The sequence below is a fragment of the Geobacter pickeringii genome, assembly GCF_000817955.1.
Taxonomy (GTDB): Bacteria; Desulfobacterota; Desulfuromonadia; order Geobacterales; family Geobacteraceae; genus Geobacter; species Geobacter pickeringii.
Window position 1 is genome coordinate 361,121 of record NZ_CP009788.1, and the last position, 21,122, is coordinate 382,242.

The 21,122-nt window shown below is 67.0% G+C and carries 19 protein-coding genes; 13 read left to right on the forward strand and 6 right to left on the reverse strand.

Going from position 1 to position 21,122, the window contains the following annotated elements; all coding sequences use genetic code 11:
• Positions 1-98: 98 nt before the first annotated feature.
• On the forward strand, positions 99-1,019 hold the full coding sequence (locus tag GPICK_RS01655) for a DNA cytosine methyltransferase (protein WP_236685613.1): 921 nt from the start codon (positions 99-101) through the stop codon (positions 1,017-1,019).
• Positions 1,020-1,291: 272 nt separating this feature from the next.
• On the opposite strand, the gene GPICK_RS01660 is transcribed toward GPICK_RS01655, so the two are convergent.
• The 5 genes from GPICK_RS01660 to GPICK_RS01680 all read right to left on the reverse strand — a co-directional run bounded on the left by GPICK_RS01660 (position 1,292) and on the right by GPICK_RS01680 (position 6,098).
• Positions 1,292-1,549 (reverse strand): DUF3820 family protein, encoded by a 258-nt coding sequence (locus GPICK_RS01660; protein WP_052263234.1) that lies wholly within the window; start codon positions 1,547-1,549, stop codon positions 1,292-1,294.
• The gene (locus tag GPICK_RS01665) at positions 1,546-2,544 is read right to left on the reverse strand and encodes a tRNA-dihydrouridine synthase family protein (protein ID WP_236685614.1); all 999 of its coding nucleotides are present in this window, start codon (positions 2,542-2,544) and stop codon (positions 1,546-1,548) included. Before GPICK_RS01665 ends, GPICK_RS01660 begins: the two co-directional genes overlap by 4 nt.
• 84 nt (positions 2,545-2,628) lie before the next feature.
• Positions 2,629-3,114 (reverse strand): FKBP-type peptidyl-prolyl cis-trans isomerase, encoded by a 486-nt coding sequence (locus GPICK_RS01670; protein WP_039739975.1) that lies wholly within the window; start codon positions 3,112-3,114, stop codon positions 2,629-2,631.
• A gap of 115 nt (positions 3,115-3,229) precedes the next feature.
• On the reverse strand, positions 3,230-4,300 hold the full coding sequence (locus GPICK_RS01675; protein ID WP_039739977.1) for a type IV pilus twitching motility protein PilT: 1,071 nt from the start codon (positions 4,298-4,300) through the stop codon (positions 3,230-3,232).
• Between the two features lie 28 nt (positions 4,301-4,328).
• Positions 4,329-6,098 (reverse strand): DUF4388 domain-containing protein, encoded by a 1,770-nt coding sequence (locus tag GPICK_RS01680; protein WP_039739979.1) that lies wholly within the window; start codon positions 6,096-6,098, stop codon positions 4,329-4,331.
• Positions 6,099-6,327: 229 nt separating this feature from the next.
• Here GPICK_RS01680 and GPICK_RS01685 point away from each other — a divergent pair, with 229 nt between their 5' ends.
• From GPICK_RS01685 to GPICK_RS01705, 5 genes are all read left to right on the forward strand, one after another.
• Complete coding sequence (locus GPICK_RS01685; RefSeq protein WP_039739980.1) at positions 6,328-6,984, forward strand: YceH family protein; 657 nt, start codon at positions 6,328-6,330, stop codon at positions 6,982-6,984.
• 155 nt (positions 6,985-7,139) lie between these two features.
• On the forward strand, positions 7,140-8,600 hold the full coding sequence (locus GPICK_RS01690) for a hypothetical protein (RefSeq protein WP_039739982.1): 1,461 nt from the start codon (positions 7,140-7,142) through the stop codon (positions 8,598-8,600).
• 11 nt (positions 8,601-8,611) lie between these two features.
• Positions 8,612-8,911 (forward strand): hypothetical protein, encoded by a 300-nt coding sequence (locus GPICK_RS01695; RefSeq protein ID WP_144400018.1) that lies wholly within the window; start codon positions 8,612-8,614, stop codon positions 8,909-8,911.
• Between the two features lie 271 nt (positions 8,912-9,182).
• Positions 9,183-10,352: a vWA domain-containing protein gene (locus tag GPICK_RS01700; protein ID WP_039739985.1), complete on the forward strand. Its 1,170-nt coding sequence runs from the start codon at positions 9,183-9,185 to the stop codon at positions 10,350-10,352.
• A 1-nt stretch (position 10,353) separates the two neighbouring features.
• The gene (locus GPICK_RS01705) at positions 10,354-10,758 is read left to right on the forward strand and encodes a hypothetical protein (protein WP_039739987.1); all 405 of its coding nucleotides are present in this window, start codon (positions 10,354-10,356) and stop codon (positions 10,756-10,758) included.
• Between the two features lie 78 nt (positions 10,759-10,836).
• Here the strand turns inward: GPICK_RS01705 and GPICK_RS01710 are convergent, their stop codons facing one another.
• Positions 10,837-12,111: an outer membrane beta-barrel domain-containing protein gene (locus tag GPICK_RS01710; RefSeq protein WP_039739989.1), complete on the reverse strand. Its 1,275-nt coding sequence runs from the start codon at positions 12,109-12,111 to the stop codon at positions 10,837-10,839.
• Between the two features lie 316 nt (positions 12,112-12,427).
• Between GPICK_RS01710 and GPICK_RS01715 the strand changes: the two genes are divergently transcribed.
• The 7 genes from GPICK_RS01715 to GPICK_RS01745 all read left to right on the forward strand — a co-directional run bounded on the left by GPICK_RS01715 (position 12,428) and on the right by GPICK_RS01745 (position 21,076).
• Positions 12,428-12,706: a chaperone NapD gene (locus GPICK_RS01715; protein WP_039739991.1), complete on the forward strand. Its 279-nt coding sequence runs from the start codon at positions 12,428-12,430 to the stop codon at positions 12,704-12,706.
• Positions 12,706-15,024: a periplasmic nitrate reductase subunit alpha gene (locus GPICK_RS01720; RefSeq protein ID WP_039739992.1), complete on the forward strand. Its 2,319-nt coding sequence runs from the start codon at positions 12,706-12,708 to the stop codon at positions 15,022-15,024. Before GPICK_RS01715 ends, GPICK_RS01720 begins: the two co-directional genes overlap by 1 nt.
• 53 nt (positions 15,025-15,077) lie before the next feature.
• A complete protein-coding gene (locus GPICK_RS01725) occupies positions 15,078-15,386 on the forward strand; it encodes a cytochrome c3 family protein (RefSeq protein ID WP_144400019.1) in 309 nt (102 codons plus the stop codon).
• Positions 15,387-15,512: 126 nt separating this feature from the next.
• On the forward strand, positions 15,513-15,911 hold the full coding sequence (locus GPICK_RS01730; protein ID WP_052263235.1) for a 4Fe-4S dicluster domain-containing protein: 399 nt from the start codon (positions 15,513-15,515) through the stop codon (positions 15,909-15,911).
• A gap of 24 nt (positions 15,912-15,935) precedes the next feature.
• Positions 15,936-17,573 (forward strand): ammonia-forming cytochrome c nitrite reductase subunit c552, encoded by a 1,638-nt coding sequence (locus tag GPICK_RS01735; protein WP_039739996.1) that lies wholly within the window; start codon positions 15,936-15,938, stop codon positions 17,571-17,573.
• A 450-nt stretch (positions 17,574-18,023) separates the two neighbouring features.
• Positions 18,024-19,658: a transporter substrate-binding domain-containing protein gene (locus tag GPICK_RS01740; RefSeq protein WP_052263236.1), complete on the forward strand. Its 1,635-nt coding sequence runs from the start codon at positions 18,024-18,026 to the stop codon at positions 19,656-19,658.
• Positions 19,655-21,076, forward strand: a complete 1,422-nt coding sequence (locus GPICK_RS01745) for a sigma-54-dependent transcriptional regulator (protein WP_039739998.1) — start codon at positions 19,655-19,657, stop codon at positions 21,074-21,076. The genes GPICK_RS01740 and GPICK_RS01745 overlap by 4 nt, the downstream gene beginning before the upstream one ends.
• The last annotated feature ends 46 nt before the right edge of the window (positions 21,077-21,122 follow it).

The following is a 21,122-nucleotide window of genomic DNA, read 5'->3' on the forward strand; positions in this document are numbered from 1 at the left end:
TGCTTCTTTGGGGAAGTGTAGCAGGGAGGGCGCCGGCCGGCCTTGATGCAGGTCAAGGAGCGCGTGAGAAGAACGGAACAGGGGGATAGGGAGGCGGGATGGCGAAGGTGCTGCGGGCGCTGGAACTTTTCTGCGGCATCGGCGGCTTCGCCGCCGCGGTATCGGGGGCGAACGTGCGGGTCGTGGGGTCCTTCGACCAGGACCGGGGTGCCCTCGATGCCTACCGCCTCAATTTTACGGACCACGGGGCCCGGGCGGTGGACCTGGAGCGGGTTGGGGGGTGGGAGCTAACCGCCGGCGGCATCGACTTCTGGTGGCTTTCCCCTCCCTGCCAGCCGTACTGCGAGCGGGGGACCCGCCGTGATCTGGAGGACCCCCGCGCCCGCAGCCTCCTGAACCTCCTGGAGCTCTTCTCCCGCATTCCCGACGGGCGGTTGCCGTGCCATCTGGCCATGGAGAACGTGGCGGGTTTCGTCGGCTCCGAGGCCCACGGCCGGCTCACGACGCTCCTTGCCTCCCGGGGGTACCATCTCCGGGAGCGCCTTCTCTGCCCCACCGAACTGGGCGTTCCCGCGCGTCGGCCCCGCTTCTATCTGGCCGCCTCCCGGGGGCCGCTGGCGCCCGAGGCGCCGCCCGAGTTCCGGCCCCGGCCACCCCTGGCCGCATACCTCGGGGAGGAGTGCCCCGACGGGCTTCTCCTGGAAGCCACGGTGCTCCAGCGTTTCGGTCCAGCGCTCCCCATCGTCGATCCCGCCGATCCGGCCGCCGTCGCCACCTGCTTCACCTCGGGCTACGGCCGTTCCCTCACCGCCTCCGGCTCGTACCTTCGCTGCTCCGCAGGGGTGCGCCGCTTCTCGCCGGAGGAGATCGCCCGGCTGCTCCACTTCCCTTCCGGGTTCCGCTTCCCGCCGGACCTCCCGCTGCGCAAGCGGTGGCAGCTCGTGGGGAACAGCCTCTCGGTGGCCGCGGTGCGGGAGGTGCTCCGGGCGTTTCCGGCGCTGGAGGGGGCGCAAAAATGAAAGGCCCGCCATTGAAGGCGGGCCTCGCTACATTGCGGTTCCGTTCTCCCCGTTTCACGGGTCATTCCGGCGCCCAGATACCGCCGGTCGGGTACTGACTCAGGTTGTGTTCGGGACAGGCATCCCCGATGCGTCCATCCTCCTTGCTTCGTCAGTCTGTTGCGGGTAGCGCTACCTGACTACACTATACTCCCCCCGCGGGAAGATGCACAGTCTGGCATAAAAAAAATATCCGGGTATAATGGTTAAGTTGCCTGAAAGGCGGTGAGCGATCACCGCCTTTTTTCGTGGGGACGGAACGGCTCACGGAGGGGGTCGAAGAGAGCCTCCAGCCCGTTGGCCTTGATCTCGTAGAGCGCCTGGAGCATCCGGCCGAGCTTCCCCTCGGGGAAGCCCTGCCGGGCGAACCAGACCACGTACGGTTCGGGGAGGTCGATCAGGAGCCATCCCCGGTATTTGCCGAAGGGCATCCGGGCGGCGGCCAGCTCCAGAAGGTCGCGGGGATCGAAGAGGGCTTCCACCGCTGTCATCCGAGGCCGTCGAGGACGGCGGTGAAGGCCCGGATGGTTTTTGCCTTCCGCAGCTGCGTTCGGGTCGTTTCGAAGGCGGGGTCGTCCATGGGGGCGAGGGCCCCCTTGAGCTTGCTCAGCACCTGGGTCTCGCCGCAGAAGAGGGTCGAGTACCGCTCCCGCAGGTCGTGGAGGTAGTGTCGCAGCTCCATCCCTCGCTGCAGCTCGTCCGGGTCGGCGGCGGCCTGGCCACGCAGCCGCTGGAAGAGGAGCGGGTCGGCGATGGCTCCCCGCCCCAGCATCAGGCCGGCGGCGCCGCTCTCCGTGAGGAGGCGCAGGCCGTCGGCGGCGGTGCGGATGTCGCCGTTGGCGATGACCGGCAGCCGGGTGCTACGCACCACCTCGGCGGTGATGCCGTGGTCGGCCCGGCCGTCGTACTCCTGGACCACCGTGCGGGGATGGAGCACGAGGAAATCGACCTCTGCCGCCTCGAAGAGGGGGAGGAGGTCGAAGACCTGCCGGAGGTCGTCGTAGCCGGCCCGCAGCTTCACGGAGAAGGTCCCCGCGATGGCCCGGCGCAGGGCGGGGATGATCTCTTCCAGATCTTCCGGGCGCTTGAGCATCCCTCCCCCCGTCAGGCCGCTGGTCATCCGCCCGTAGGGGCATCCCATGTTGAGATTGAGGTGGACGGCCCCCGCCTCTTCGGCGGCCCGGGCGGCCGATACCAGGGCATCCCGGCCGTGGCCGATCAGCTGCACCACCAGGGGGACCCCCCCTTCGTCGGGGGCCATTTCCCGCAGGTCGCCCGCCGAGAGCCGCCGCGTGGCGGCCACGGGATTGACCCGCATGAACTCGGTGAAGACGACGTCGGGACGGACCCAGTCGATGAAGAGGGAGCGGAGGGCGCGGTTGGTCAGCCCCTGCATCGGTGCCAGCATCAGGGGGGTGTGGCCGGAGGGCCAGGGGAGGGGCCGGCCGGTGCCGGTCCAAGGGGGGTCGTCGTGGTGGTGCATCATGTCCAATGGTGAAAATTTCCCGGGGGGCGTACAACAAAGGCGGCCAGAGGCCGCCTTCTCACTGCGTCGTGGTGACAGGATGGCCTAGAGGATCTCCACCAGCTGGAATTCGTAGGTGACGTCCTCGCCCGCCAGGGGGTGGTTGGCGTCGAGGGTGATGAATTCGTCGTTCACCGCCACCACGGTCACCACCATGGTCTCGTCGTCCTCGCCGGTCAGTTCCAGCTCCTGGCCGACGTGGGGCTCGATATCCTCAGGCACCTGCTCCCGGGCGACGGAGAAGACTTTCTCCTCGTCATAGTCGCCGAAGGCGTCCACGGCCGGAATGGTGATGGTTTTCTTGTCGCCGGGGGCCATGCCGACGAGGGCCTCCTCGATCTGCTCGAAAAACTCCCCCTCGCCGATGACGAGTTCCATCGGGCCGGTCTCTCCGCAGCCGCACTCATCGTCTTCACAGCAATCATCGGTCTCGCACTCGTCGTGCTCCAGGGTGGAATCGAAAACGGTGCCATCTTCGAGTGTGCCGGTGAAATCGATCGTTACCTTGTCGCCCTTCTTTGCTCCAGCCATTACGTAATCCTTCCTTCTCTCTGTGAGTTTCTGCAACCTGCCCATGGTACGTGGGACCGCGTCCCGGAGTCCAGCAAAAAATCGCCGGCGGCGGGGGAGGGGGCCGGACCGCCGGTTACTCGGTAAAGGCGAGCTTGCGCTCCAGGTCCATGGAGCGGGTGATCTGCTTTGCCTGATCGAAGGTGATGGCGTCCTTCTCGCAGAGCTCCAGCAGGTGCTGGTCCAGGGTCTGCATCTGGTAGAGGGAGCGGCCGTTCTCGATATGCTTCTCGATCTCGTCGAGGCGCCCCTCCCGGATGCAGGCCTGGATGGTGGTGGTGGCGCGCATGATCTCGACGACCGGGATGATGTTCTCCCCGCTCTTGTCCTTGATGAGCCGCAGCGAGACCGTGGCGACGAGGATGTCGGCGAGCCGCTGGCGGATCACCTCCTGGGCATCGGGGGGGAAGTGGCCGATGAGCCGGTTGATGGTGGAGGTGGCGCTCTGGGTATGGAGGGTCGAGAAGACCAGGTGCCCGGTCTCCGCCGCCTTGATGCAGGAGTCGATGGTTTCCAGGTCCCGCATCTCGCCGACCATGATCACGTCCGGGTCCATCCGGAGCGCCGCCCGGAGCGCCGCGCTGAAGTTCTCGGTGTCGATCCCCACCTCCCGCTGGATGATGCAGCTCTTGTCGGAGGTGAAGAGGAACTCCACCGGGTCCTCGATGGTGATGATGTTGAACGAGCAGGTCTCGTTCAGGTGCCGGATGATGGAGGCGAGGGTCGTGGACTTGCCGTTGCCGGTGGGGCCGGTGACGAGGATCAGCCCGTTGGGGGCCTTGGCGATCTCGCCCAGCACCGGCGGCAGGTTCAGCTCGCCGAAGGTGCCGACGTGGGGGGGGATCACCCGCATCACGATGCCGATGGCGCTCCGCTGCCGGAAGATGCTGACCCGGAACCGCCCCCCGTTGGGGAGGGCATAGGAGGCGTCCAGTTCCCGCAGGCTTTCGGGGAGCGAGCGCCGGTTCTGCTCCAGGACGGTCTTGGCAATGAACTCCGTGTCCTGCGGCGTCAGCCGCGGGAGCTTGGAGCGGAGCAGCTGTCCCCGCGCCCGGAAGAAGGGGGGATTGTCCACCTCGAAATGGAGGTCGGAGACCCGCTTTTCGAAGGCAATGCCGAGAATCTGGTTGAGAAGGTTCATATCCATGGATGGTACCTCGATGACGCTCTCCGGATCACGCCGGAGGCGGAGTCCGTTTCCGGCGGTAGAGCACGTTTTCCACCACAAGCCCCCCCTGGCCAGCCAGGATCTCCAGCAGGTCGGCCGGCACGGGGGATGGCTCACCTGCGCCGAAATCGCCGTAGGTGAGGGAGATGGTTCTGCCGAAGCAGCGGAGGGGGAGGAGCAGGACCGTGGGGTGAAGGGGGGCGCCAATGGCGCGGAACAGCTGTTCCTTCAGTTCCTCATCGGCAGTTTCGCCGAAAAATGCACTCCCTTTTTCGATGACGTCGGTAAAAAGCGATGGCCGGGTCAGGGGGATCCTGAAGCGGAGCGGCGGCGACGCCTCCTCCGCGTCGCCTCCCCTGATGCCGATCCCCCGCTCGGCGATCAGTTCCCCGTCGCGGACGATGAGGGTGAGCGCCCGCGCCAGGAGTCCGGCAGTGGAGTGGAGGAGGGAAAAGGCCACCTCCTGGGGTTCCCGCAGCTGGCGCAGGGCAGCAAGCCCCGTCTTGAGCCGGGCGGTGGGGAGCCCGCCAAGCTCCTGGCCGTATCCCCTGAGGTACGCCGGGAAGGCATGGAGAAACTGGATGGCATCGCCGACGAAGGCGTCGCGCCGTTCCTCGCCGGTGGGGCGGGGGATGACCGCCCTGATGCCGTCCTCCAGCGACTGGAGCATGAAGGGGTAGTCGGCCGGTGGGGCGAGCTGGATGATGCCGACGTGGGGGAAGCGGGCGCGCTTCTGGCGCCGGAGCCGGCCCAGCATCGCCGGGGAGAAGCGTCTGTCGGACGGCGCCGGCACGTCGAAGACAAGGAGCGGGACGCTCCCCTTGGCGAGGAACTGCTGGATGATGGGGTCCAGGTCCTGCTCCTCGTTGGTGGCGAAGACGAAGATCCCTTCGTGCCGGCAGACGGTGGTGAGGCAGTAGGAGATGAACTCGTCGGCGCTGAAGAGGATGACCGTGAGGGTTGCGCCGGGAAGCGCCGGTTTCTCGGCCGGCCGGGAGCGGGCCGCGTAGCCGTCAAGGAACGCCAGGAGTTCCTCCTGCTCCTTCGGCGAGAGCGCCCTCGCCAACTCTTCGATCTTGCGGCGATGGGCGGCGGCGGGGCCCCGGTCGTCGAGGCCGGCGAAGACCCCGGGAATCGATCGTTCCAGCGCGTCGAGGTTGCCGAGCCCCAGATCTTCGGCGGAGAGGAGTATTCCCTCGCCCCCGTCCTCCGTGGGGGAAAGGAGCTCGTCGGTCAGCTCCTCATCCACCAGGAGTCCGTCGCGCTTCTTCTCGTCGTAGATCCGGAGGGCGTCCATCAGGACGTTCTCGGTGTGGAGGGTAATCTCCTGGTTGAGCTTTTCGGGGAAGTAGCGGTACTCGTCGGAAACCGTGAAGGTATCGACGTCAAGGGTGAAGGAGCCCCGCTTCCAGGTGAGGATCTCGACGATGGTCAGCTCAATGAGGGTTTCCAGCCCCCGGTAGGCGTCCTCTTTGCGGACATGGCCCTGCTCGATGAGGGTGGCGACCAGGGGGCGGCGGTTTTCGCCCGCCTCCTGCTGATCCCGTAGCGCCTGCTCCAGTGTCTCCGGCGGGATGACTTTGGCCTCCACGAGAATCTTGCCGACCCGGATGCTGTTGTCGAAGTGGTTGGCGCTGATGATGTAGCCGTCATTGAAGACGAGCTGGCTCTCCCCCTTGCGGCTCTTGACGGTGAGGGTTCCCGACTTCCTCGTGGCGTGGAGCAGTTGTATGACGTCGACGATCGACAGGTGTTCCAGTTCGCCGGTGAAAGACATCCGGGGGACACTCCTCTCGGAACATGATTGGGCGGGGAAGGTGGAGACGTTTCGTCTGTATTAAACTCAAAACGCGGCCATCATTCAAGAGAATAGTTCCCTGAATTCCCGGCGATAGCGCGGGCGCCCCCGCGGCTCCTCTCCCGTCGCGCGGCTTGCCTTTTTTCGCCCCTCGGCTACAATGGGGGCTGCCGTCTCCCACCCCCCCTCCATTTCGAAGGAGTCTCACATGAAGATGAACCTGACTGAGTTCGAGGTCCGCGTCCTCGGTTGCCTCGTCGAAAAAGAGCTGGCGACCCCCGAATACTACCCCCTGACCCTGAACGCCCTCACCGCCGCGTGCAACCAGAAGTCGAACCGCGACCCGGTGCTGGCCATGGAGGAGACGGACGTGGTCCGCGCCCTCGACTCGCTCCGCGGCCGGGGATTCGCCCGCCAGTCGGCCGAGGGGGTGCGGGCGATGAAGTACTGCCACTGCCTCACCGAAAAGCTTCTCCTGGAGCCCGCCGATCTGGCCGTCCTGGCGGAGCTCCTGCTGCGCGGGGCGCAGACCGTGGGGGAGCTGCGGGGGAGGGCGGAGCGGATGCGCCCCTTCGCCGACCTGGCCGCGGTGGAACAGGTGCTCCACGACCTCATGGACCGCGACGTGCCGCTGGTAACCCGGCTTCCCCGGCAGTCGGGGCGCAAGGAGAACCGCTTCGCCCATCTCTTCTCCGGTGAGCCTCCCGCGGCCGCCGAGGAGGAGGCGCCGCCGGAGGGAGCCCGGCGCCAGGTGATGGCCGAGAACGAGCGGCTCGACCGGCTTGAAGCGGAGGTGGCTTCCCTGCGGGAGGAGGTGGCCGCTCTGAGGCAGACGGTGGCCGAATTCCGCGCCCAGTTCGAGTGACGGATCTGCCGGTACCCGCGGCGGCCGGTCTCGGCACGGACCTTCGCGGGGTGGTCCGTTGTTTGCAGGATCAGGTGTGGCGGCGCGCCATGCGTCGTGCACATTTTGCCGGAAGAGGTGGGTGGTATGAAACGGTTCCTTGCGTTGGCGTTCGTGTGTCTTTCCCTGGTCTGCGGCTGCGGCGGCGGGGGGGGGGCGGAACGACGGCGGCTCCCGCCGGGGCGCCGCAGACGGTCCAGGCCAGCGCCTCGGTCACGTTCTGGGCCTACGACCTCACCACCAAACAGCCGTACCAGCTCACGGCGAAGAAGGTCGGCGAAGGGAGCCACTGCTACGTCTATCTCGAGGACGGTTCCTCGGTCACTCTTTCTGCCGTGCCCGCCATCGTCAGCCAGTACGACTCCGTCATCTACCCGGCCATGACCGCCGCTTTCGGCGCCGAGCCGAACCCGGGGGTCGATAACGATCCGAAGGTCTACATCCTCCTCCTCAAGATCCGCGACGGCTTTACCTCCAACAGTTCCAGCTACGTCGCCGGCTTCTTCGATCCTTCCAACGAGTACCTCGTTTCCCAGTATTCCTATTCGAACCAGCGGGAAATGATCTACATGAACGTCAACCCCCAGGCCGGGATCGATCCGCAGAGCACCGATTTCTACGGGACCATCGCCCACGAGTTCCAGCACATGATTCACTGGCAGCAGAAGACCAACCTGCGGAACGTTCACGATGACACCTGGCTCGACGAGGGGATGGCGACCGTCGCCCCCACCGTCTGCGGCTACGGCCCGGACTACGGGCGGGTGGCAACCTATGAGAGCGCCCCGTCCCATTCGCTCACCGCTTGGGACGACACCATCGAGAGCTACGGCGTGGTCTACATGTGGAGCCAGTATCTGAAGGACCAGCTCGGCGCCGGCATCTTCCGGCAGATGCTCCAGAACAGCCAGACCGGCATCGCGTCGGTGAACGCCGCCCTGGCGGCGAGCGGCTCCTCCCTTGACTTTGCCACCATCTTCCGGAACTGGACCATCGCGAACACCTCGGGGAATGCCGTCACCTGGGCGGGACACCCCGAATGGTCCTACACCTCGATCGATACCCACAAGGGGACCTTCAACGGGGTTTACCTGCCCGGGCTTCTGGATCGGGCCACGCTGAATGCGACCACCCTCAGCGCCCTCGGCCCGTGGAGCGTCGGCTACTACGCCTACACCACCACCCAGCCGACCGGCACGGTGACCTGGACTCCCAAAGGAACCGGGGAGAAGGCGTCGTTCATCAATTCGGGGGCAAACGGCGGTGCCGGGGCGCTCACCTACGACCTGGCGGCCAATGCCGCCACCAGCTTTACGACGAATGGGTACCTCATCGACCAGAATCCCGTGGGGAGCGCCACCACCACCGGCGACACGGTGGTCCACACCTCCCTTGCGGCCGCCGCTTCCGTGGAGCCGGCTGCGCCGGCCCAGATCCTGGCGGCGGCCAATGCCCACCCCCTCGTGCGGAGCATGAGCGCCCAGAGCGGAAAGCCCCAGCACGTCTGCGTCGATTCGTATTTCCGGGAGCGGGAGAAGGCGCTGCGCAGCCAGGGAATCCGCCCGGCGTTCCGGTGAGAGGCGCAGCCATGGCAAGGACACTCGTGGGGCTGATGCTGGCGCTGCTTGCCGCCGGACCTGCCGGGGCGCTGGGGACGCGCAGGCCGGTCACCATCAGCGGGACGGTACGGGTGGTGGGGAGCGAGCCGCTCACCAGACTGGTCCTGACGCCGGCCGGCGGTGAGCGCGACTGGCTCCTCGTCGGCCCGCTGCAGGACGAGCTGCGGCGCCGGCACCAGGGGGAGCGGGTGACGCTGGAGGGGGAGCCGTGCCCGTCACCGTCACCGGAGTTCTCCCGCTGTTTCAAGCCGTCGCGGATTGCCGAGTGACGGGGCGGCTGTCGCGGCTGTTACTTTTTTGACACATATCCGTGAAATCCGTCACGGCTCCGTGCGGGCCCTTGCCGGCCGAGCATCTCCGCGAACGGGAGCGGACACCATGTCACGGTGTGTCAATAAATCGAAATAATACCGCTCGCTCCCATCTCAAAGATCGTCCACCCCCTTCCGATTCCCTGCCGCATCGTCTATACTGAAACTCTGCCCGTGCCCATTGTCGAACGTTTCCGCCTGCCGCGCGGCAGGCGTTCCGGATTCCGCCGTGCCAATCCCCGTCCTCGAAAACGCCATCGTCCGCATGCTGAAGCGCCAGCCGTTCTACGGCCAGTTCCTCCTGGGACTGCGCCGGATCGAGGCTGGGGAGGACCATCCCCTCGGGGTGACGGTGCGCGCCGGGGTCCCGACCCTCTCAGTGAACGCTCCCTGCTTCGCCGCATTCCCACCGGCGGTGCAGGAGGGGCTCCTGGAGCACTGCATCAAGCACCTGATCCACCTCCACATGCTCCGCCGCGCGGGGCGCACCTCCTACGACTGGGATCTGGCCTGCGATCTGGCCATCAACCCGACGCTCTCCTCCCTCCCCGCCGACGCGGCGCTGCCGGCAGCCTTTGGCTTGGCGGAGGGGCTCGCCGCCGAGGAGTACTATGCCCTCCTCGCCAATTCGTTCGACCTGGGGAGCATGGCGGGGCACGGCAGCGGCGATGCCGCCCGGGACCGGGGCGGGGGGAGCGGGGCGGGCGACGACGCCCCCCTCCCCGGGACGGTGGACGACCATGCCGTCTGGGAGGATGCCAATTCGACGCCGCTGCGGCTTGCCGAGGAGGTGGTGCGCGGGATGGTGCGCGATGCCTGGCGTCAGGCCGATGGCGAGGTGCCGGCCGACATCCGCGCCGTGGTGGCGGGGATGCTGGCTCCGTCGCCGATCCCGTGGCGCCAGGTGCTCCGCCAGTTCGTGGCCGCCGCGGGGCGGACCGGCCGCCGGACCACCTGGCTGAAGGAGCACCGCCGCTTTGCCCACGGGACCCCCGGGATCCGCAAGCGCCGTCGCCTGAACCTCCTCGTCGGGATCGACGTAAGCGACTCCACCAACATCGAAGCGCTGCGGGAAGCATTTGCCACCGAACTGGTCCGGATCTCCCGGGGACGGGAGGCGCTGATCACGGTCCTCTACGCCAACAGCCGGATCCAGCGGGTCGAGAGCTTCCGGGGGAGCGCGGCGGTGGCCGAGGTCTACCAGGGGGGCGGCTTCACCGACCTGAGGCCGGTGTTCGCCCATGCCCGGACCATGCATCCGCTGCCGGCGGCGGTGATCTACCTCACCGACGGCGTCGGGCCGGTGCCGGAGAAGATGGAATTCCCCACCCTCTGGGTGCTGACGAGAGAGGGCGAGAAGCCGGCACCGTGGGGGGTGGAGATGAGACTGGAGGTGTGAGATGGACGAGCTGAAGCCGATGACCGCCGAGTCGGTGCGGGAGATTCTGGAAGAGGCCGGGGCCCAGGTGATGAGCCGCTCGGGTCGGACCGAGAGCTACGGGGCCCCCCGCGATTTTTCCTTCGAGGTGAAGGCGCTCTTCGAGAACGGGATGGGGCTCCACGTGGTGGCGCGCCAGTTCAACTACCGCGACCCGTGGGAGGCGACCGGCCGGGTGAACGACCTGGTGGACGTGTCGCTCATGCGGGAGGGGGGGTACTCTCCGCTCCCGAAGGGATACCCCTGGTTCCAGGGGTGCGACATGGAGGAGGGGGTCGATGAGGGGGGGCTGCGGGAGATCGTCGCCTGCGTCAGGGGGCTCAACCCTAAGGTTTATCTCCTCCAGGAGCTGACCGGCGACCTGTAGGGAGAGTTTTCAGGGAGAACGAAAAAGGGCGCCCCGTATCGACGGAGCGCCCTTTTTCTGCGTCAGGTGAAGGCCGGTCTACTTCTTCTTGTATGCCGGATCGATGACCGCGATGACCCGCCGGTTCTTCTGGCGGCCCGCCTCGGTGGCATTGTCGGCGATGGGCTTGGTGAGGCCGTACCCCTTGGCCGCGACCCGGGAGGCGTCGATGCCGAATTTCTCGATCAGGTAGGCGCGGACTGCCGCGGCCCGCCGTTCGGAGAGCTTGAGGTTGTACGCCGCCGAACCCTTGTTGTCCGTGTGACCCTCGATGACCGCCTTGGTCTCGGGATACTGCGTCATGAAGTCGGCGACCCGCTTGATCTCGTCGTTATACTTCGCCTTGACGACTGCCTTGTCGGTGTCGAATTCGATCTTCAGGTCGATGCTGACCTTTTCGGGGCAGCCGTCCTTGTCCACCTTGAGTCCCCGCGGGGTGTCAGGGCACTTGTCGAGGTAGTCGGGCACGCCGTCGCCGTCGGAGTCCTTCGGGCAGCCGTCCTTGTCGACCGCGACCCCTTTGGGGGTGTCGGGGCACTTGTCGAGATAGTCGGGCACGCCGTCGCCGTCGGAGTCCTTCGGGCAGCCATCCTTGTCGACCGCGACCCCTTTGGGGGTGTCAGGGCACTTGTCGAGGGTATCGGGCACGCCGTCGCCGTCGGAGTCGAGGGGGGGGGCAGGCGGCGGAGGGACGAGCTTCACCGGTTCGGGCTTGGGAGGCTCAGGCTTGGGCGGCTCGACCTTGGGAGGCTCGGGGGGAGGCGTCGCCTTGACGGCGGCGGGCCGGACGCCCCCGAAGAGATAGTTCACGCCGGCGGTGTACTCGACGTTGTTGTCGTTGGTGTTGAAGACGATGATATGCCGCACGTCACCCCGCAGGGCGAGGTTGTCGGTGAGGAAGTAGTTCACGCCGGCGCCGTAGTTGGCATAGGCATCGTGGGTGTCGTTCTGGACCCGGTCGATGGTGTTGGCGCCAAAGCCGGCTGCCAGGAACGGCACGAACCTGCTCTCGGGCATGAAGTGATAGAGGAGGTCGAGGCCGTAACGGTAGGCGTTCACATGCTGCTTCTGCCCCTGGGTCTCCTTGGTGGGGGTGTAGCCGAACACGAGCTCGGTGGCCCAGTTCTGGTCGAGGTGGTACCCTCCCCGAAGGCCGAAGGTGGGATCGGTCCTCAGGTGCTGGTCGCCGTCGAAGGTATAGCCGCCGACGAAGGGAGAGAGCGAGACCGCCCCGCTCCTGACTTCGGCGTGGGCCGCCGTAGCGCCGGCCGCCATGGTAAGGGCGCAGAGGCCCGCCAGCAGATGTTTCTTCATGGAATCCTCCTTGGAATGAAATTGCATGGTCCAACCATGCGACAACATAAAATGGTAGCGCCGCGCCGTTTCCCGGTTCCGGGCGGCGCAGCCAGCAAGAGATCGGCAGAAGACGGTCCCCGTGGGGGGCCAGGAACGACTCAGTTCGTCAAATCATAAGGGGCGACGGCCTTTTGTCAAGTGTGAATTGCCCATAGATCATTAATTTGAGAGCTTTGGGGCCGATAAAACGGTCGTTTTTCGATCGCACATTGAAATCGGCTCATTTTTTGCTATTCAATTTACGAAGAAATTTTGTGGCGAAAGGAGCGGCGCGATGCCGATATCCGGCGTAGTCATCAGGTGCGCGAATGGCCGGTCCGAGGAGCTGTCACGGCAGGTGGGGGCGCCGGGCGAGATCGAGGTGCACGGCGTGCTCCCCGACGACAGGCTCGTGGCGGTCATCGAGGCGGCGAGCGTCGATGGCGAGATGCGGATCGTGAACCGCCTCCTGGCCACCGACGGCGTTATCGACGTGCAGCTTGCGTATCACAACTTCGAGGATCTTCCCGCCGGGGCGGCAAACGCCCCGTTTCCGGGGAAAGGAGAGGGATGATGGAGTGGACACGACGCGAGTTCCTCAAGGCAACGGCCGCCGCTGCCGCCTTTGCGGCCGCCGGGGGAGGCGTGACGCGCCCCGGGGAGGCCGGGGCCACGGTCGACCGGGAGGGGATCACCTGGGGAAAGGCCCCCTGCCGTTTCTGCGGCACCGGCTGCGGGGTCCTGGTGGGGGTGAAGGACGGCCGGATCGTCGCCACCAAGGGGGACCCGGCGGCTCCGGTGAACAAGGGGCTGAACTGTGTCAAGGGGTACTTCCTCTCCCGGATCCTCTACGGTAAGGACCGCCTCACCACCCCCCTGATCCGCAAAGGGGACAAGTTCGAGGAGGCTTCCTGGGACGAGGCGATGGAGCTCATCGCCCGCAAGTTCAAGGAGTCCATCGCGAAGTACGGTCCCGACTCGGTGGCGATCTACGGCTCGGGGCAGTGGACCGTCTTCGAGGGGTATGCCGCGTCGAAACTCTTCAAGGGTGGGATCGGCACCAACAACGTGGAGCCCAACGCCCGCCTCTGCATGGCGTCGGCGGTGACCGGCTTCATGTCCACCTTTGCCAGCGATGAGCCGATGGGGTGCTACGACGACCTGGACCTGGGGGATACCTACTTCCTCTGGGGGGCCAACATGGCGGAGTGCCACCCGGTCCTCTTCTCGCGCCTCATCGACAACCGGCTCCGGAACCCGAACGTCAGGATCATCGACATTGCCACGCGGTGGACCCGTACCTCCCAGATGGCCGACCAGTACGTCCCCTTCAGGCCCCAGACCGACCTGGCACTCCTGAACGCCATCGCCCACGTGATCGTGAAGGAGAAGCTCTACGACGAGGAGTTCATCAAGAAGCACGTGGTCTTCAAGCGGGGGAAGGAGAAGATCGGCTACGGCCTGGAGGAGCACTCCAGGCTCTTCGTCGACGACCCCAAGCCGATGACCTTCGACGAGTACCGAAAATTCCTGGAGCCGTACACCCCGGAGCACGTCGCGAAGCTCTCCGGCGTGCCGGCCGCCACCATCGTGGAGCTGGCACGGCTCTATGCCGACCGGGGGCGCAAGGTCTGTTCCCTCTGGACCATGGGGTTCAACCAGCATACCCGCGGCACCTGGGTCAACAACCTGGCCTACAACGTCCATCTCCTGACCGGCAAGATCTGCCGCCCCGGCGAGAACCCCATGTCCCTCACCGGCCAGCCGTCGGCCTGCGGCACCGCCCGGGAGGTGGGGACCTTCACCCACCGTCTCCCGGCCGATATGCTGGTGACCAACGAGGAGCACCGGAAGAAGACCGCCGAGATCTGGGGAGTGCCGGCCGACAGGATCCCGGCCAAGCCGAGCCTCCACACCACCGAGATGTTCCGCGCCCTAGACCGGGGCGACCTGAAGGTGCTCTGGGTGCAGGTGACCAACCCCTTCCAGTCGGCCCCCAACCTGAACCGGTTCCGGAAAGGGGCCCGCAAGGGGGGCGACCGCTTCATCATCGTCTCCGACATCTACCCCACCCGCTCCACGGAGCTTGCCGACGTGATCCTTCCCTCGGCCTCCTGGGTGGAGAAGACCGGCATGTTCGGCAACGCCGAACGCCGTACCCAGCACTGGTTCCAGCTGGTGAACCCGCCGGGCGAGGCCCGCAACGACCTCTGGCAGACCCTGGAGCTGGCGAGGCGGCTCGGTCACGGCAACCTCTTCCCCTACAAGGATGTGGAGAAGGAGATGTGGGAGGAGTACCGCCGCTTCGGGCTTGGCCAGGGGAAGGACCTGGCCCCCTACGAGGCCTACCACGCGGCGCGGGGACTGCGCTGGCCGGTGGTGGACGGCAAGGAGACCCGCTGGCGCTACGCCGAAGGATTTGACCCCTACGTGAAGGCGGGGGAGCAGATCAAGTTCTACAAGAACAAGAAGGACGAGGGACGGGCGGTGATCTGGGCCCGGCCCTACGAGCCCGCCGCCGAGGCGCCGGATCCCTCCTATCCGTTCTGGCTCTGCACCGGCCGGGTGCTGGAGCACTGGCACACCGGCACCATGACCGGCCGGGTCCCGGAGCTGAAGCGGGCCGCCGGCGATGCGGTGGCGGAGCTCCACCCCGACGATGCCCGCCGGATCGGGGTCCGCAACGGCGACCGGGTGAAACTCACCTCGCGCCGCGGCTCCCTCACCCTGCCGTGCAGCATCGGCGGTCGGGGGAAGTCGGAGAGGGGGAGCGTCTTCGTTGCCTTCTTCGACGAGGCGAAGCTGGTCAACGACCTCTGCCTCGACGCCTTCTGCCCCATCTCCGGCGAGCCGGATTACAAGAAATGCGCGGTGAAGGTGGAGAAGGGATGAATGAGGGGGGTGGCGTCGCGCCAGCCGCGTGCCGGCCGCCCCGGGAGGGAACGATGAAACCTATGGTCAGATTTTTTGCCGTCGCCGCCCTGGCAATCCTCAGCGCATATCCGCCCGTGGCCCGGGCGCAGGAGCGGGAGGTCCCGTCAGCCGCGGAGCTCCTGCAGGCCGAGCGCGCGGCCCCGGGCATCCCCCACCGGGTCGGTCAGTGGAGCGAGGCCAAGGAGTGCCTCTCCTGCCACGGCATCAATGACAAGGGGGTCCCCATCTCCCCCCATCCGGTCCGGCTTGCCTGCACCCAGTGCCACGTGCCGATGGAGTTCTCGGCGCCCCAGCCCCGGAAACCGGCGCGGAAGAGATGAGCATCTCCCGGAAGGATTTTCTCCGCCAGGGGATCCTCTCCCTCGGCCAGGCCGTCTTCGGCCGGGGAGGGGGGGGGCCGGGGGCGGTCGCGGCCCCTGCGCCCGCCGCGCTTCCGCGAGGATGCCGTGGCCGGGTGCGCCGGCTGCACCGCCTGCCGGGATGCCTGCCCGAGCGGGATCATCGTCCGGCACGACGGCATCGACGGGCCGCTCCTCGATTTCGGCGCGGGGTGCTGCACCTTCTGCTCCCGCTGCGCCGAAGCGTGCCCCCGCGGGGTGCTGGCGCCGTCGGCGCCGGGAGAGCGGGCTCCCCTCGGGACGGCGACGGTGGACCAGGGGCGGTGCCTCGTCCGGGGGGGATGCTTTGCCTGTTCGGAGCGCTGCCCCGAGGGGGCCATCACCCCGCGGGCCGGGAGCGAGATCCGCGTCAGCACCCCCCGCTGCTCCGGGTGCGGCGCCTGCGAACATGTCTGTCCTGTGGAACCGAAGGCTATGTGCGTTGTGCCGGTGTGCGGCACCGTGTAATACAATACCCACGAGGAGGTGTGTATGTGGAAGAAGCGACTGGCAGCAGTTGCGGTGGTGGCGGGGGCTGGCCTGGCGGTCTCGATCCCGGCGTTCTCCACGGCGGCCAAGGGGAAACCCGCCGCCACGGTGAAGGATGACGGCCGGGAGGTCTGTTACGGCTGTCACGACGAGATCAAGGCCATGAAGGAGGGATCGAAGCACGCGAAGCTCGCCTGCGGGGTCTGTCACGACAAGCTCAAGGAGCACCTGGCCAGCTACGAGAACAAGCCGGTGACCACGATCGATGCGGCCCTCTGCGGCTCGTGCCACAAGGACGAGTTCGAGAGCTTCTTCACGGTCAACTACGACTCCCAGCCCCGCAAGGAGAAGGGGGTCCCCACCGGCCGCTCGCCGATGATGGACAAGCTGCTGGCCCCCTACGGCTTCACCTTCGAGCACAACGAGCCCCGGGGCCACGCCTTCATGGTGACCGACCAGTTTGTGGTGGACCGCTTCGCCGGCGGCCGCTTCCAGTACAAGAAGCGCTGGTTCGGCGTCGACAGCGTCGGCAAGACCTGGGACATCCTGGAGGACAAGGGGCCCGACTTCAAGATGGCCGAGAGTGCCAAGGCGGGGAACCCCACCTGCATCCAGTGCAAGACCTCCGACCACATCCTGAAGTGGAAGTTCATGGGCGATAAGGACCCGCGGGCCAAGTGGGACCGGACCTCCGACATCATCGCCGTGGCCAAGGATACCCAGAACGTGGTGGGGTGCATCCACTGCCACGACCCCCACGGCACCCAGCCCCGGGTCGTGCGCGACGCCCTGATCCAGGCCATTGACGAGAAGGGGGCGAAGATGTTCGCCGGCAAGGACGGCACGACCGACCTGAAGGTGATCTCCTTCCGCGACGGCTTCCGCAAGATCGGGGTCATGAAGAAGAGCGACTCCCGGATGATGTGCGCCCAGTGCCACGTGAACTACAACTGTGGAACCGGCTATGAGTTCGACACCGGCAAGAAGGTGGGCTATGAGGACCAGCGGACCAACCATATTCCGCTGGCCGGTCCGAAGGATCTGCTGGAGCACAGCAAAAAGCAGAATTTCTACGAGCTCAGGCACGCGGTCACCGGCGCTCGGCTCGTGAAGCCGCGGCATCCGGAGGCAGAGACGTATTTCGGGAGCGTCCACGACAAGGCCGGCGTCACCTGTGCCGACTGCCACATGCCGATCATGAAGAACAAGCAGGGAAAGAGCTTCAAGAGCCACATGGTCATCAAGCCGAAGGACCACGTGAAGGAAGCGTGCCTGCGCTGCCATCCGAAGTACACGGCGGAGCAGAAGCTGTACCAGATCCAGGGGATCCAGAACTACATCCGGGGCAAGATGCGCAAGTCCGAATACTGGCTCGGCCAGTTGATCGACACCTACGCCACCGCCAAGCGCTGGGGGGTGGACGAGGAGACCCTGGCCAAGGCCCGGGAGAAGCACGAGGAGGCCCATGTCCTCTGGGAGTGGTGGACCGCCGAGAACAGCGACGGCTTCCACAACCCGGACCTGGCCCGCGATACCCTGACCGCTTCCATCGCCAAGTCCAAGGAGGCGGTGGCGCTGCTGAACAAGGCCATCGAGGCGAAATCGGGCGGAGCCCGGGGAGCCGAACCGAAAAAGCAGTAAGTGCCGAGATGATGCAGAAAACCGGCCCGGGTCTTTCCCAAGACCCGGGCTTTTCTGTGGGTAGAGCGCCTTCTTTTCTGCCCGTAGCGTTCGGGGTTCGGAGGGGGTGAAAAAACACGGCCCCGCCGGCTGGATGCCGGCGGGGCCGTGGTGGGTGGTGAAAGGAGGTTCCGTCCATGGAACCGAGGGAGCGGGGGCGCTCATAATAATTTAATGTGAAGTCTTTTACGGAAATAATGCAGCAATGTCAAGTGAAAAAGAGGGTTTGCCTTTTGGGGAGATTCGGGTAATCCTGAGAGCACCAACTGTTCGTGGAGCCGGAGCCGTGAATCGTCACCATTTCCATTCCCTTTTCGCGTTTGTCCTTGCCGTCCTGGCCGTGGCGCTGCTCTGTGCCGCCGGCCGGCCGGTGCACGGGGCGGAGGCGAAGGGGCGCCACGGTCGCCCCGGGTGGTGGTCGGCGGTGACTGGAGCTATCCCCCCTACGAATTTATCGACAGAAACGGCCACCCCGCCGGCTACAACGTGGAGCTGACCCGCGCCATCGCCCGGGTCATGGGGGTGGAGGTGGAGGTCCGCCTCGGGGGGTGGGCCGAGATGCGCCGGGCCCTGGAGGAGGGGAGCATCGACGCCCTGGAGGGGATGTCGTACTCCGACGAGCGGGCCAGAAAGGTCGACTTCACCCCCCCCCACACCATCGTCCACCACTCGGTCTTCGCCCGTGCCGGCTCCCCCCCCGTCACCTCCCTGGCCGATCTGAAGGGGAAGGAGGTGCTCGTCCTCAAGGGGGGGATCATGAACGACTACCTCCTCCAGCAGAAGGTGGGGGCGACGATCATCGCGGTGCCGAACCATGCCGATGTCCTCCGCCAGCTGGCCGCGGGACGCCACGACTACGCCCTCATGGCCAAGCTCCCCGGCCTCTACCTGATCCGCGAGCTGGGGCTCTCCAACCTTGCGCCGGTGGGGCCCCCCATCTCGTCGGAGCGGTACGGCTTCGCCGTCCGCCAGGGGGACGCGGAGCTCCGCTCCCGCTTCAGCGAGGGGCTCGCCATCCTGAAAAACACCGGCGAGTACCAGCAGATCTACGACCGCTGGCTCGGCGTCCTGGAGCCCCGGGGGATCACCTGGTACCAGGCGGCGCGGTACGGCGCCGTGGTGGTGGTCCCGCTGGTGCTCCTCCTGGGGGGCTTCGCCCTCTGGTCCCGCACCCTCCACCACCAGGTGGCGGCCCGCACCGCCGACCTGACCCGGGAGATCGCCGAGCGGACCCATGCCGAGGAGGAGCTGCGCCTCCACCAGCAGCAGCTCGTCCAGGCCGACAAGATGGCGGCGCTGGGGATCCTCGTCTCGGGGGTCGCCCACGAGATCAACAACCCCAACGGCCTCATCCTCCTCAACATGCCGGTGATCCGGGACGCCTTCGCTGACGCGGCGCCGATCCTGGAGGAGCACTACCGGAGCCACGGCGACTTCACTCTGGGGGGGCTGCGCTACTCGCGGATGCGGGAAGAGATCCCCCGGATGGTGGAGGAGATGACCGACGGGGCCCGGCGGGTGAAGCGGATCGTGGAGGACCTGAAGGACTTCGCCCGCCAGGGGGACGCCTCGCTCCTGGAGTGCGTCGACCTGAACGGGGTGGCGCGGGCCGCGGTCCGGCTGGTGGACAACCTGATCCGGACGAGCACCACCCGCTTCAGCGTGGCGTATGGCGACGACCTCCCCCCGGTCCGCGGCAACCCCCAGCGGATCGAGCAGGTGGTGGTGAACCTCGTGGTGAACGCCTGCCAGGCTCTCCCCGGCCCGGAGCGGCGGATCGCCCTGCGCACCTTTGTCGACCCGGAGCGGGACGAGGTGGTGCTGGAGGTCCGCGACGAGGGGAGCGGCATCCTCCCCGAGCACCTTTCCCACCTGACCGACCCCTTCTTCACCACCAAGCGGGAGAGCGGCGGCACCGGGCTCGGCCTCGCCGTCTCGGCCGGCATCGTCAAGGAGCACGGCGGCCGCCTCGACTTCGACTCCCTCCCCGGCGAGGGGACCACGGTCCGCCTCGTCCTCCCCCGCGGCAAGGAGTGCCCGACATGAGCGAAACCCTTTACCCCGCCTTCGGCGTGCTGCTGGTGGACGACGAACCGGCCTGGCTCCGCTCCATGGGGATCGCCCTGGAGCGCTCCGCCGGCATCACCAACCTCGTCACCTGCCAGGAGAGCCGGGAGGTGATGGGCCTCCTGGCGGCGCGCGAGGTGGGGCTCGTCCTTCTCGACCTCACCATGCCCCACCTCTCGGGGGAGGAGCTCCTGGCCCGGATCACCGAGGAGCACCCGGAGGTGGCGGTCATCATCATCAGCGGCATGAACCAGCTGGAGACGGCGGTCCGCTGCATGCAGGCCGGCGCCTTCGACTACTTCGTCAAGACCGCCGAGGAGGACCGGATCGTGGAGGGGGTGCGCCGCGCCATCCGGATGCAGGAGCTGCAGCGGGAGAACCGGGAGATGCGGCGGCGCTTCCTCTCCGGCCGCCTCGACCATCCCGAGGCCTTCGCGGGGATCGTCACCGAAGACCCGGGGATGCGCTCGGTCTTCCAGTACATCGAGGCGGTGGCCCGGGGCTCCCAGCCGGTCCTCATCACCGGCGAGAGCGGCACCGGCAAGGAGCTCGTCGCCCGGGCGCTCCACGCCCTGAGCCGGCGCAAGGGGCTTCTGGTGGCGGTGAACGTGGCCGGCCTCGACGACACGGTTTTCGCCGATACCCTCTTCGGCCACGTGCGGGGGGCCTACACCGGCGCCGGCGAGGCCCGCAGCGGCATGGTGGAGCAGGCCGCCGAGGGGACCCTCTTCCTGGACGAGATCGGTGACCTCTCCCTCCACTCCCAGGTGAAGCTCCTGCGGCTCCTGCAGGAGGGGGAGTTCTACCCCCTGGGGAGCGATCGCCCGCGCCGGATGCGCTCGCGGGTGGTGGTCGCCACCCATCAGGACCTGGCCGCCGCCCAGGGCGCCGGGCGCTTCCGCAACGACCTCTACTACCGGCTGCGGGCCCACCACGTCCACCTTCCGCCGCTGCGGGAGCGCCGGGGGGACATCCCGCTGCTGCTCGACCATTTCCTGGAGGGGGCCGCCCGGGAATTCGGCAAGAAGAAACCGACCCCCCCAAAGGAGCTGGCGGTGCTCCTGGCCAACTACGACTTCCCCGGCAACGTGCGGGAGCTGAAGGCGATGGTCTACGACGCCGTGAGCCTCCATCAGGGGAGGATCCTCTCCATGGAGGCCTTCAAGCGGGCCATCGGCGAGCGGGCCGTCGAGCCGCCGGCGGAGCGGGGTGCCGATGCCGCGGGGAACCCCTTCTTCGGCCTGGAGCGGCTCCCCACCTTCACCGAGGTGATCGACCTCCTCGTGCTGGAGGCGATGCGCCGTGCCGCGGGGAACCAGTCGCTGGCGGCGCGGCTCCTCGGCGTCTCGCAGCCGGCCCTCAGCAAACGGCTGAAGGGGGGGCGGAAGGAATCATGATGCGGGGTGCAATGGTGTTCGAAGTCCGGTCTCTCTCCGGACGCGG

Bases quoted from the DNA above. Each gene is read 5' to 3' on its own strand.
- GPICK_RS01655 (WP_236685613.1), top strand. From the start codon at position 99: ATGGCGAAGGTGCTGCGGGCGCTGGAACTTTTCTGCGGCATCGGCGGC.
- GPICK_RS01660 (WP_052263234.1), bottom strand. From the start codon at position 1,549: ATGACAGCGGTGGAAGCCCTCTTCGATCCCCGCGACCTTCTGGAGCTG.
- GPICK_RS01665 (WP_236685614.1), bottom strand. From the start codon at position 2,544: ATGATGCACCACCACGACGACCCCCCTTGGACCGGCACCGGCCGGCCC.
- GPICK_RS01670 (WP_039739975.1), bottom strand. From the start codon at position 3,114: ATGGCTGGAGCAAAGAAGGGCGACAAGGTAACGATCGATTTCACCGGC.
- GPICK_RS01675 (WP_039739977.1), bottom strand. From the start codon at position 4,300: ATGGATATGAACCTTCTCAACCAGATTCTCGGCATTGCCTTCGAAAAG.
- GPICK_RS01680 (WP_039739979.1), bottom strand. From the start codon at position 6,098: ATGTCTTTCACCGGCGAACTGGAACACCTGTCGATCGTCGACGTCATA.
- GPICK_RS01685 (WP_039739980.1), top strand. From the start codon at position 6,328: ATGAAGATGAACCTGACTGAGTTCGAGGTCCGCGTCCTCGGTTGCCTC.
- GPICK_RS01695 (WP_144400018.1), top strand. From the start codon at position 8,612: ATGGCAAGGACACTCGTGGGGCTGATGCTGGCGCTGCTTGCCGCCGGA.
- GPICK_RS01705 (WP_039739987.1), top strand. From the start codon at position 10,354: ATGGACGAGCTGAAGCCGATGACCGCCGAGTCGGTGCGGGAGATTCTG.
- GPICK_RS01710 (WP_039739989.1), bottom strand. From the start codon at position 12,111: ATGAAGAAACATCTGCTGGCGGGCCTCTGCGCCCTTACCATGGCGGCC.
- GPICK_RS01715 (WP_039739991.1), top strand. From the start codon at position 12,428: ATGCCGATATCCGGCGTAGTCATCAGGTGCGCGAATGGCCGGTCCGAG.
- GPICK_RS01720 (WP_039739992.1), top strand. From the start codon at position 12,706: ATGGAGTGGACACGACGCGAGTTCCTCAAGGCAACGGCCGCCGCTGCC.
- GPICK_RS01725 (WP_144400019.1), top strand. From the start codon at position 15,078: ATGAAACCTATGGTCAGATTTTTTGCCGTCGCCGCCCTGGCAATCCTC.
- GPICK_RS01735 (WP_039739996.1), top strand. From the start codon at position 15,936: ATGTGGAAGAAGCGACTGGCAGCAGTTGCGGTGGTGGCGGGGGCTGGC.
- GPICK_RS01745 (WP_039739998.1), top strand. From the start codon at position 19,655: ATGAGCGAAACCCTTTACCCCGCCTTCGGCGTGCTGCTGGTGGACGAC.